Raw genomic sequence first — 9,705 nt, 5'->3', positions numbered from 1 at the left:
TGAGTTTGAGCCATAGATAAACCTCCGTATCGATTGATGTTTCGTCGACTTAATCATACACGGTTTATCTGTGGCTTTTTCTGTTTTTCTAGCAAGTTAGCTGTTGCATTTGATTATACAACTAGCCAAAATAAGACAAATTTACTTTAGGAGACGATTAGATTGACAAAAAAACCAACACAACTTGCCTACGTCCATGCTTATGAATATATAAGAGATCGGATCTTAAATGGAGAGCTCGAACGCGGAACAAAGTTGGTTGAAGAACGACTAGCTGAAGAGATGGGGATCAGCCGGACGCCAGTGCGAGATTCTATACGTAAACTTGAGCAAGAAGGGCTGATCAAGCAAAAACGTGTTGTGAATCCTAGCGATATGGACCTTCGTCATGTTTTTCAAGTTCGTACATTACTAGAAGGCTTTGCTGCGCACCACTGCGCCACTTATATAACAGATGAGGCATTGGACCAGCTTAAAAATTGTGTGGATGTGGGTCGTACAGGTACTCTCGAAGAAGTGATGGCAGCCAACAAAGAATTTCACGAAATTATTGTCGGCGCTACAAACAATCCCGTAATGGTTGATATACTGGATCGCATGCAGTCGATTATTTACTTATTCCGAAAAACAGTAGTACTCCATAAACGTCCTCTTTTAATCGAAGAACATCATGATATTTATGAGGCCATCCGTCACCATAACGCTGATGAGGCCGAGCGACTGATGAAAGAACACCTGCAACTCGATTTGGAGTTTTGTTTAAATCGGATGAAAGGATAACTCCGATTACTTAGATTTTATCTATATGACAAAAGAGCACTTCCTGAATCAATCAGGAAGTGCTCTTTTCTGTGTATGATCCCTATCTAGTTTATGAATCCAGTGGGTAGTAATCATTTGAAATTTTGTATTGAGAGACACCCTAAAATTTCACGAAAGACATTAGGCTAGATTAAGCAACTGTATTCTCTTATGAACAGAGTGACTCTCCCTCCTGCTCCACTAACAGCTGTAATGCAAACTCCCTAATTGTCCCAATCGAAATTGTGAAAAAGTGAAACAAAAGCGATAGTGAACTCGTATAGAGAGTAACGATCTGGAACCGTCAGTCCAATCACCGTCGTTTTCTCGCAGGATCCTGTTAAGTTTATATTTGGAAGCGTAGATTATAGAGTGTTTGTAATCGGACGTTAAAAAATCCAAGATTTTTTTGAAATTTTCATCACAGTTAGTCTTAGAGGTTATTGTATGTAGTTAGCTGCTGTAAAGGAATCTTTATGATAGAAAACACACCTTCCCATTCGTTGTTGTATAAAATCCTTTTTATGGTTTTTCAAAAATGAGATTTATTAAAAAGTTAATCTCAGTATAGCTGTATTATTTTTTTCGTTTATGAACTTATTGAATGGGCGATGGACTTATACACTATAAGAAAAATAAATTTATTATTCCGTAGAAGGTCTACTATTTGCTTGAATTGGCCAATTCAATCATACTCATCATTTTTTCTGTTTTAAAAAAAGTCACTGACGCAGAAATAGGGAAAAATACTAAGTATCTCAAGAGATATGAGTGGTTCCAAAGGGATTTGGCGTCTACTGAATACCAAGAATTAATTTTCGGAAATGATGATGTTCGTTATTCTTATTGGAACACGCTAAATTTAGACTTACTGCATTTTTAGTAGGCTGTTCCAGACAAAGGAGACTCTAATGAGCGGTTTTTTCTTAATCCTTATGGGATTTTTTATTGTTGGTGCAAACCTTACGGGATTTATCTTCTATAAAAAGAGGGCGAATTTATACGATGCCGCTTTTATCCTATTTTTATTAGCGGTTTTGTTTGGAGCAATCGGTGGTTTAATCGCACTTTTAGTTATCCGTGACGCTTTCGCGTTATTTTACGGCTTGCAAGTAGGATACTATTTACTACTAAATAGTGTTGTTGCTTTCTTGATTGCCCTTGTTGTAACTGCAATACAAAGATATAACCACAATAAATTATAGTTCATACTTGTATTCAAGTAACGAGTGCAGTTGTTGAGAATTTTTTTAAGGAGAGTGGCTAATGTTTATAAAGAAACGCACATTAATAATACTCACTACTTTAATTTTGATAGTAAATGGTGTTTTAATTTATTCTTTATATTTTAGTAAACCGAGAAACTCACTTGAATTATATCAAGCTATTGCTTTTGCAGATGATTTCGAACAAGCACAAAATTTAAATTTGGCAGGCTATGAAGATAATTTTAAAAAAGAAGACTTTGATTACATTAAAAGTGAAAAGTCGATTGCAAACAGCATAAGCCAAATGACGTTGTTTGCGTATGACGAAAAAACTTATGTCATTACGACTTCTCCTGGAACACGAAAATTAAAAATTTTAGCAGTAGAAGAGTTACCAAAAGATATAAGAGATTATTTTAGTGAATGACTAGAGTGAAATTTCATTTAATAATAGTGCGTTGGTTTTTACTCAGCCTTTGCATCTTACTTGTTTTAACGTTTTTTATTCACCAATTTTTATAAGGCGTAATCTATGAATGCGGACTGATGTCATTCCATATCCCAAAATCGGACATGGTTATTGGTTAAAAGAAAATGTGCTCGACGCAATTAGCAGCTGTTTAGAATTTACCTGGAAAGGATGAGTTTTATGTTATGGATACTTTCACAAAACAAACAGAGCCTGATGAATGTAAAAGATGTTTCGGTAAAAGGAAAATACATTCAAGGTTTTGTCGAAAACAGCTTTTTAGATCAATGGAATAAAACGATTGGGAAATATGAATCCAATGAAAGAGCCATCGAAATTCTTAGTGAACTATTTGCGAAAATCGAAGAAAGCCCTGGTTCTGCTGTGACGTTTACTATGCCTCAGAAGTAAGTCAGCACCACGAGCCTTAACCGAACGGGTCATCTTTCTAGTAAAATATGCTGAAGTTTAATTAGGGGGGTGAACATTTGTCAGTTACCATCTAGATGATCCTCATTTTGGGTGACACTCAACTACAGCGTCACATATTGCCTAAAGAAACTTTCCAAAACAATTTCAAAGCATTCGAAAATAGACCATCCAAATCAATCCGAATTAAAAAACGGCAAGATAAATTGCCGACGATGAATGCCACGCTAAAAAACTTAAAAACCAAGCTAACCTCCGACTATCTACATACACTAATTATGCAAACCTGTTATGCTGAATTTGGGCACCTAACTACTGCTGTATTGGATTTTCTTTGTCTAGTAGTTAACCCAAGTGCGTATTTACTAATGGCTTTTATTTGTTCCATCGTTAATTTTTTCATTCATATTCCCTACTACTTAATTCAAAGGTATAATCGTCCGAGATTACTCGACGTGAAATTCAGGAAAGGGTACTCTTCAACAAATGAGCTAGATGAAAGTGGAAGGGAGACAGGATAGGAGAGGAAATAGATAAACGAAAGAGATTGAGCGAAGAACCTTTTGCCTTTGAAGTAAGGAAAAAAGGAACGGTAGCCATTTTCTTTGAAGGGAAACAAATTAAAATAATAAGAGACAAAGAAGCTGAGCGTCTCATAGCTAAAATCAGTAAAGTTGAAAACAATATTACAGAAGTACAGTTATTATTGGCTAAAATTACTGGAAACTTCAAACACGGCAACGAGAAACTTGGTAAAAACAAATCGAAATAAGTGTAAGAAATTGGCGGGAGAACAATATCGGCCATTTTCTATTTTTATCACTATGAATTTCAGGAGTTGTAGCATGAATGATTTTTATACAGCATTAACCTATTTAACTAACACACTGTATAAACCCTATAATTTGGTGGTAACGTCGATTCAAGAAGAAAAACAAAACGCGATGTATGGTGCAGGTACATTTCAACTATCCTCTAGAACCATTCGATTCCGCGTAGCGAATGTCACACCCAAAAAAACAGGGCAGTTTGTCGCTTTTTGGGAAAAAGACGAAAACAATGAAAACCAACCTTACTTGTACGACGAAGCACCGGATTTATTGGTGGTAACCGTATTTAAAAACAGCCATGACTTTGGTCAGTTTGTCTTTCCGAAAAAAGTTCTTCTTAAACACACCATCCTTAAATCTAGTGTCACCAAAGGAAAAATGGCCATGCGGGTCTACCCAAGCTGGGATCATCCCACTAGCAAACAAGCGATAAAAACACAGCAATGGCAGCTGCCCTATTTTATTGATATGCGACTTTCGAAGCCCTTACTCAAAGAAAAAGTCACAGAACTGTATTGCCGCTAACATTTGGGATAGCTATTAATTGCGATGAAAATGTAGAAAGCCGTAGTCAAAACATGGTTGTTTTTGACTACGGCTTTTTTCATTTTTTAATTTAGCTTGTGGTGCTGAAGTAAGGAATCAGAGCTTTAACTGCTCGCTAGGGTCATTGATGAGAAACACTTGCAAAGACCTTATACTTACAGCAAAATCATCCGTAAACTCCTGGATATTGGCCCTTATCTTCGGATCTATCCTTTTTTCATCCGTTCTTCTGGTGAATGTTCTGTGCTAAGCCTTCATTTCTGTGACTTGCTCCATTACTTCTTTGTCAAATCCTTCTGCATAAGAACCACTTTTTCGGACGCCGCTCCCCAAATGATACTCGCTAGCCCTCACAGTTTGATGGATTTCTTCTATATTCGTCGGCGTTAATCCCCCACCACATAGAATAGACGGGCCTTCCATCTCTTTTGATAACTCGACTAACTTTCTTAACTGGTTCTTGCCTTTCAAACAATCCACATGACCACCAGATGTTAAAATTCGTTTCACTTGTTTTTTGTAGTTCGTCAATGCCCTATATGCATTCAACTGATCGTCAATTTCATCAAAAGCGCGGTGGAATGTGATATCGAGCTGATCAGACACTGCAATGACTTTTTCTAGTGCTTGTTCATCTATTGCGTAGTCCTTTGTTAAAGCTCCAAATACAATTCCGTGACCACCCAAATTCAACACATTTTTGACATCTTCGATGATTGTGTTCATTTCTGAATCGCTATAAAAAAAATCTCGACTGTGAGGACGTATCATTACTTGAACCGGTACCGTCACACTGTTCAACACTTGCTTGATGGTTTCAAAGCTCGGTGTTAACCCTCCCTCATCGATGGAGGAGACAAGTTCTAGTCTAGCTGCTCCCATTTTTTCTGCTTGGATTGCTTCCTGTTCATTTTGTACAATGACTTCTATACTCATTTTTCATTTCCTTTCAGACTGGACGATTATACTGAACCCCAGCGCGCCAGATCCATCATAATCTTCTTTTTCATAGCTTTATCGTATAGTTCCTATAAACGCATCCCATTATGTTGCACATTCTTTTAACTTTTATCTTTGCCTAGAGTCATTTCACTTTTCCTATGCATTTCCTAATTTCCTTGCTTTTCCACCTAACAAAAACGGTATTTACTACTGGGCGCCTAGGTTCATTGAAATACTTATCAATTGATAACTAAAATGGGTAAACTTAAAAAAAGAAGGAGGAGAAACCTTAATGATTAACAAAATCGGTCAAATTATGCTTTATGTAAACGATCAAGATAAAGCAATACGTTTTTGGACAAAAAAAGTAGGCTTCAGTATTATTGCGGAAGAAACTACTCATGGCATGAGATGGATCGAAATTGCTCCATCGAAGGACTCAGAGACAAGTATTATTTTACACGATAAAAAAGTAATTGCTAAGATGTCTCCGGAACTAAATCTAGGTACACCCTCTTTAATGTTCTCAACCGGAAATCTCGATAAATTATATACCGACTTAACAAATCAAGGCGTTACTATCGGAAAAATAGTGGAAATGCCTACTGGCAGAGTATTCAACTTTGCGGACAGTGAACAGAATTACTTTGCAGTTATGGAAGCAGGCAAGTGAGTTTTTGCATCCACATCTGCAATCCATGCCCTCTTTTTTATATGGCGGAGGAGGATTCAGAATATGGAGAGGAGAACTAAAAAAGGAACTTTTTTTCAAGTTTTTTCAAGACTGCATATTTAAGTAAATTTCCATTTGTATTAAGAAACTAATTGCCTGCTCATTCTGTCTTACTTACTAATCATGTTTTGCGTAAATGGAGGGATAGCTATGTGGTTTCTACTAGGCGTTATCGCAATAACAGCAACTTGTATAAATCTTGCTATGTATGCGACAGGCAAAGATTATAAATTGGCGATGGCCATGGGCTTATCTTTTACAGCGTTAACTGTAGTCGCGGATTATAGTATGGTGTCGAGCTGGGTAGAGGCGGAAGATTGGTCTGCTTTACTAGATGTAGTTCCGATAATGGCAGGCGCGTTGTGGGTGTTAACCATCCTATCGATTTTATTGAATATAACGCCTATTCTGTTAGAACTGAAAAACAAAAATAAATAGGATTAATTCAAATTTAGGACAGAATCCATTTAAGAAAGGAATACGAATGAAAGAGACCTTATTGAAGTACCTAGAAAGCAATTTCCCTAACTTAACGAGTGAGTTGTATGTAAGGTTTGATCTAGGCAGTCCGCATGAAAATGGAACTGAAGCAAGAATCGATCAAGTTACGACAAGAGTGACTAGCTTGTTCGAAGAGGTATTCAAGCCGGACGAGTTTATTTATCTTTACATCAAAGATTACGGTGGGACAGAAGATAGTATGTTTGGAAATAACACACCAACGTATCTTACTGATTTACTAAGTAACCAAAGGATTGAAGAGGACATTTTGTACGATATCGATGAGGATGTTGACGAGTTAACAGGCAACACGATAGAACTAAAAAATGAATTCAACGTGAAAATTGTCTATGCAAAATTAGCCTCTATTCACTACCGAGAAATACTGAAAGGCATTGGGAATTATGAGCAAGGTCGAGATCCTTCTATTGGCGAATCTGTATACTTTATGAACACAGAAAAAGACCTCGTATTTCACATGTACGACGATCGTGGATGTGACGTTTTCGGCTTAAATAAGGATACGCTTGCCCCCCTATATCATAAGTTCAGAAAGTGGATTTTAGACTATAACCGGATTGAAATAGATTATGCTTTTGAAGAAGGATTATACACTTACGTTGAAACTACTGATGAGAAAGAGAAAAGAATTAAAGCCGACCAGCTACAAGTAAAAGAAACGAACATTGATTTATTTCAGGACAATACTTGTCACATCACCCATACGCTTGTCATACCGAATGACAAGACAGATGAGTGTATCAATGAACTATCTGAAACTGGTTTCACTCTTTTTATCGATACGAAAAATTGCGCGTGTAGCCATTTAAAAGTAACCAAAACAGACGCTTTGGCCGTTATTGATTACCAAACTGAGCTTATGTCTTTGTATTCGAAGAAATATGAAGGCGCGTATTTAGGATGGTCTGTGAGAAAAGCTTTTTAGTTAAGGTTGTGGTGGAGACGGTTTTAGTACAAAAATTTCGAAGGAATAAGTGAATTCAAAGGAAAGATTTTACTCGAAAAATCAGTATCGATATTCCTCTATTTTCTCTATCAAACTGCGTATATGTATTGAACTTCAACGAGAATCGCTGTATACAAGAATTCAAAATCTATCATTTTACAAACAAAACAAAATGTAATACAATGTATTACAAAGAGCAGAAGGGGGTTTTATTCATGGCCACTATTTCTTTGCGTGTGGATGACCGCGACAGCAAACTCATCCGCGACTACGCCAAACTGAAAAACACATCTGTTTCGGATTTGATGCGGAATGCCATCATCGAGAAGATTGAAGATGAACTGGATGTCGAAAACTTTGACCGGGTCCTTGCCACTATGGAAACAACCCATTCCTTGGATGACGTCAAAAAAGAATTGGGTTTATAACCAACGATGTATGCAGTTCATTTCTCAGATGTCGCGTTGAAGAAATTAAAAAAGATGGACCGGTACCAGGCCTCTCTCCTGATTGGCTGGATTGAAAAGAACTTGAAGGATACCGACGATCCACGAATACAAGGCAAGGCATTTGTTGAAAACCACAAAGGCAAGTGGCGTTACCGGGTTGGTGATTACCGTATTTTAGCGTTGATCGAAGACGAAAAGATCATTATTACCATTATCGATGTTGGGCATCGAAAAGATATCTACGAATAAGAAGACAGGTGCATGCGCTTCAATAGGCTGCACCTGTTTTTCATATTCCACAGTAAGCATTTGACTGGAATGACCGTCATGAAAATCTTTATATCAATTGGTTTCTCCTCGGACTATAACCTCTTCCAAGCGGTTCATAAATTGGACGCGTTGCTTCATGAATAAGTAGAATGAGTAAGAGTATGATGATTACAGAAATGAAGGAGTCTTATGATGAAGAGTACCTGTATTATGAGGAAAGTCGATCAGCTTGGCCGCATTGTCACGCCGATCGAGTTGAGAAGATCCAAGAGTAGCCACTTTCGATGAAAAATTATATAGTGAAGCTTACAGAACCTACCACGCCTCTTCACAATGCGAATCACGGTGGATCGTTTTATTTCCTCATTTATTCATCCAATCCTGCATTTTATACATTTTTGATTAATTGAATTTTGCTGTTCATCATTTCACCTTCGCAAACTTCCTCATGTGTTAGGGAGAAGTTTGTTAATCTTTTTTTGCATTGCTACTACTTTATTCATAAAATACGGATAAACGCAAAAATCGGGATAAATCATTCTATTAGAAAAAGACTGCCGGGTTTTGATGCTCTGACAGTCTTTTCTTCATTCACTTCCCATGTATTTAACGATTTCGGTCATGCCTTCTTTGTTGATCCAAGATTCGCTTTCTTGTTTTGCAGCTCTTGCAAGAGAATGCGCGCGCCTGTCAGACTTAAGGTGAGCCCTGGCGCAAATTCTTTGTTTTCCACTAATACCTCACCTGTTACCAAACAAGCACCGGCGGGTTGGTATTTTCTCAACACAATCACATCTTCTTCTACTAAAATCTCCACGGGATCTCCAACGCTCATTTCCATTCCGCTTCTCAGTTCTTTCGGAATGACGATGCGTCCAAGTGAGTCTGTGTTTCTTACGATTCCTGTAGTTTTCATGGGCACACTCTCCTTTTGTTACATACACGTTCTGGTCAGGTTCCTTCCTTACCGAAAGGAACGCACGTTCTCATTGTATCACTTCCCTGCTATTTCTGTGCGTACATTTTAGAAAAACTCCAGAGAATAAGTCTATTTTTTTAGCCCTAGGCATTTTGCTTGAAACAATGAAACGAATGCGTAGCTGATTCGTAATAAGGTTATAGACATTTTGGATTTTTACCAAGGAGGAACAGGCACATGAACAAAAAAGCATGGAACTTGATGGGATGGGGACTTCTTTTCGCAATCGCGGTTTCGTGGATTGGTTTTGGTTATTCGAGCTGGTTTTTGCTGTTGCTTCCCTTAGCTCATCTTTCTTTTTCTGTTAGCGATGGTAGCATTAAAAAACTTGGAAAGTTGTCGTCTTCTCACTGGCTGCAGCTTTCATTCGCATTGGCGATTGCTGTTGCCGTTGTGTTTGGGCTTATTCTGCTCGCTAATTTTTTAATCGTGGATCTGTTGCACATGACAGGATGGAGCAAGACCGTCATTCAAGTAGTCGCTATTATTCTAGCGTTGTACCCTGCGAAGTTTCTGTACGGCCGCGTTGTGCATAAGGCTTTTGATGACGTGAAAATGGAAAAATCTTAAAGCTTGAGTGT

At 37.7% G+C, this 9,705-nt stretch carries 15 protein-coding genes and 1 pseudogene; 14 read left to right on the top strand and 2 right to left on the bottom strand.

What is annotated here, in order from left to right:
• Window positions 1-162: 162 nt before the first annotated feature.
• From FQ085_RS17110 to FQ085_RS17085, 7 genes are all read left to right on the top strand, one after another.
• The gene (locus tag FQ085_RS17110; RefSeq protein WP_149457250.1) at window positions 163-780 is read left to right on the top strand and encodes a GntR family transcriptional regulator; all 618 of its coding nucleotides are present in this window, start codon (window positions 163-165) and stop codon (window positions 778-780) included.
• Window positions 781-1,712: 932 nt separating this feature from the next.
• Window positions 1,713-2,006, top strand: coding sequence for a 3-isopropylmalate dehydrogenase (locus FQ085_RS17105; protein ID WP_149457249.1), 294 nt, complete (start codon window positions 1,713-1,715; stop codon window positions 2,004-2,006).
• 61 nt (window positions 2,007-2,067) lie between these two features.
• The gene (locus FQ085_RS17100; RefSeq protein ID WP_149457248.1) at window positions 2,068-2,436 is read left to right on the top strand and encodes a hypothetical protein; all 369 of its coding nucleotides are present in this window, start codon (window positions 2,068-2,070) and stop codon (window positions 2,434-2,436) included.
• A 222-nt stretch (window positions 2,437-2,658) separates the two neighbouring features.
• The gene (locus FQ085_RS17095) at window positions 2,659-2,889 is read left to right on the top strand and encodes a hypothetical protein (protein ID WP_149457247.1); all 231 of its coding nucleotides are present in this window, start codon (window positions 2,659-2,661) and stop codon (window positions 2,887-2,889) included.
• A 95-nt stretch (window positions 2,890-2,984) separates the two neighbouring features.
• Entirely contained in the window at window positions 2,985-3,428 is a 444-nt protein-coding gene (locus FQ085_RS18515; RefSeq protein WP_410477418.1) for a glycosyl-4,4'-diaponeurosporenoate acyltransferase CrtO family protein, read from the top strand.
• Window positions 3,429-3,454: 26 nt separating this feature from the next.
• Complete coding sequence (locus tag FQ085_RS17090; protein WP_262499836.1) at window positions 3,455-3,679, top strand: hypothetical protein; 225 nt, start codon at window positions 3,455-3,457, stop codon at window positions 3,677-3,679.
• A 73-nt stretch (window positions 3,680-3,752) separates the two neighbouring features.
• The gene (locus FQ085_RS17085) at window positions 3,753-4,262 is read left to right on the top strand and encodes a MepB family protein (RefSeq protein WP_149457245.1); all 510 of its coding nucleotides are present in this window, start codon (window positions 3,753-3,755) and stop codon (window positions 4,260-4,262) included.
• 267 nt (window positions 4,263-4,529) lie between these two features.
• On the opposite strand, the gene FQ085_RS17080 is transcribed toward FQ085_RS17085, so the two are convergent.
• Window positions 4,530-5,219, bottom strand: a complete 690-nt coding sequence (locus FQ085_RS17080; RefSeq protein ID WP_149457244.1) for a copper homeostasis protein CutC — start codon at window positions 5,217-5,219, stop codon at window positions 4,530-4,532.
• Between the two features lie 298 nt (window positions 5,220-5,517).
• On the opposite strand from FQ085_RS17080, the gene FQ085_RS17075 reads away from it, so the two are divergent.
• The 6 genes and pseudogenes from FQ085_RS17075 to abrB form a co-directional block, all read left to right on the top strand.
• Complete coding sequence (locus FQ085_RS17075; RefSeq protein ID WP_149457243.1) at window positions 5,518-5,898, top strand: VOC family protein; 381 nt, start codon at window positions 5,518-5,520, stop codon at window positions 5,896-5,898.
• A 210-nt stretch (window positions 5,899-6,108) separates the two neighbouring features.
• A complete protein-coding gene (locus FQ085_RS17070) occupies window positions 6,109-6,396 on the top strand; it encodes a hypothetical protein (RefSeq protein WP_149457242.1) in 288 nt (95 codons plus the stop codon).
• A gap of 46 nt (window positions 6,397-6,442) precedes the next feature.
• Window positions 6,443-7,405 carry a DUF3885 domain-containing protein gene (locus tag FQ085_RS17065; protein ID WP_082707526.1) on the top strand — a complete coding sequence of 321 codons (963 nt, stop codon included), beginning with the start codon at window positions 6,443-6,445 and terminating at the stop codon, window positions 7,403-7,405.
• Between the two features lie 236 nt (window positions 7,406-7,641).
• Window positions 7,642-7,854 carry a type II toxin-antitoxin system RelB family antitoxin gene (relB, locus tag FQ085_RS17060; protein ID WP_058384067.1) on the top strand — a complete coding sequence of 71 codons (213 nt, stop codon included), beginning with the start codon at window positions 7,642-7,644 and terminating at the stop codon, window positions 7,852-7,854.
• A gap of 6 nt (window positions 7,855-7,860) precedes the next feature.
• Window positions 7,861-8,124: a type II toxin-antitoxin system RelE family toxin gene (locus FQ085_RS17055; RefSeq protein WP_058384066.1), complete on the top strand. Its 264-nt coding sequence runs from the start codon at window positions 7,861-7,863 to the stop codon at window positions 8,122-8,124.
• A gap of 210 nt (window positions 8,125-8,334) precedes the next feature.
• Window positions 8,335-8,412, top strand: a pseudogene (abrB, locus tag FQ085_RS17050) (transition state genes transcriptional regulator AbrB); the annotation flags it as partial.
• A 352-nt stretch (window positions 8,413-8,764) separates the two neighbouring features.
• Here the strand turns inward: abrB and FQ085_RS17045 are convergent.
• Window positions 8,765-9,061 carry an AbrB/MazE/SpoVT family DNA-binding domain-containing protein gene (locus FQ085_RS17045; protein WP_149457241.1) on the bottom strand — a complete coding sequence of 99 codons (297 nt, stop codon included), beginning with the start codon at window positions 9,059-9,061 and terminating at the stop codon, window positions 8,765-8,767.
• A 240-nt stretch (window positions 9,062-9,301) separates the two neighbouring features.
• On the opposite strand from FQ085_RS17045, the gene FQ085_RS17040 reads away from it, so the two are divergent.
• Complete coding sequence (locus tag FQ085_RS17040; RefSeq protein WP_149457240.1) at window positions 9,302-9,694, top strand: disulfide bond formation protein DsbD; 393 nt, start codon at window positions 9,302-9,304, stop codon at window positions 9,692-9,694.
• Window positions 9,695-9,705 lie beyond the last annotated feature (11 nt).

The organism is Planococcus sp. ANT_H30 (genome assembly GCF_008369335.1).
Classification (GTDB): Bacteria; Bacillota; Bacilli; order Bacillales_A; family Planococcaceae; genus Planococcus; species Planococcus kocurii.
This window is presented reverse-complemented; position numbering and strand designations above follow the sequence as displayed.

Coding starts and splice junctions, on each gene's coding strand:
- FQ085_RS17095 (WP_149457247.1), top strand. CDS start 2,659: ATGTTATGGATACTTTCACAAAACAAACAGAGCCTGATGAATGTAAAA.
- FQ085_RS17075 (WP_149457243.1), top strand. CDS start 5,518: ATGATTAACAAAATCGGTCAAATTATGCTTTATGTAAACGATCAAGAT.
- FQ085_RS17040 (WP_149457240.1), top strand. CDS start 9,302: ATGAACAAAAAAGCATGGAACTTGATGGGATGGGGACTTCTTTTCGCA.
- FQ085_RS17045 (WP_149457241.1), bottom strand. CDS start 9,061: ATGAAAACTACAGGAATCGTAAGAAACACAGACTCACTTGGACGCATC.
- FQ085_RS17105 (WP_149457249.1), top strand. CDS start 1,713: ATGAGCGGTTTTTTCTTAATCCTTATGGGATTTTTTATTGTTGGTGCA.
- FQ085_RS17065 (WP_082707526.1), top strand. CDS start 6,443: ATGAAAGAGACCTTATTGAAGTACCTAGAAAGCAATTTCCCTAACTTA.
- FQ085_RS17070 (WP_149457242.1), top strand. CDS start 6,109: ATGTGGTTTCTACTAGGCGTTATCGCAATAACAGCAACTTGTATAAAT.
- FQ085_RS17100 (WP_149457248.1), top strand. CDS start 2,068: ATGTTTATAAAGAAACGCACATTAATAATACTCACTACTTTAATTTTG.
- FQ085_RS17085 (WP_149457245.1), top strand. CDS start 3,753: ATGAATGATTTTTATACAGCATTAACCTATTTAACTAACACACTGTAT.
- FQ085_RS17055 (WP_058384066.1), top strand. CDS start 7,861: ATGTATGCAGTTCATTTCTCAGATGTCGCGTTGAAGAAATTAAAAAAG.
- FQ085_RS18515 (WP_410477418.1), top strand. CDS start 2,985: ATGATCCTCATTTTGGGTGACACTCAACTACAGCGTCACATATTGCCT.
- relB (WP_058384067.1), top strand. CDS start 7,642: ATGGCCACTATTTCTTTGCGTGTGGATGACCGCGACAGCAAACTCATC.
- FQ085_RS17080 (WP_149457244.1), bottom strand. CDS start 5,219: ATGAGTATAGAAGTCATTGTACAAAATGAACAGGAAGCAATCCAAGCA.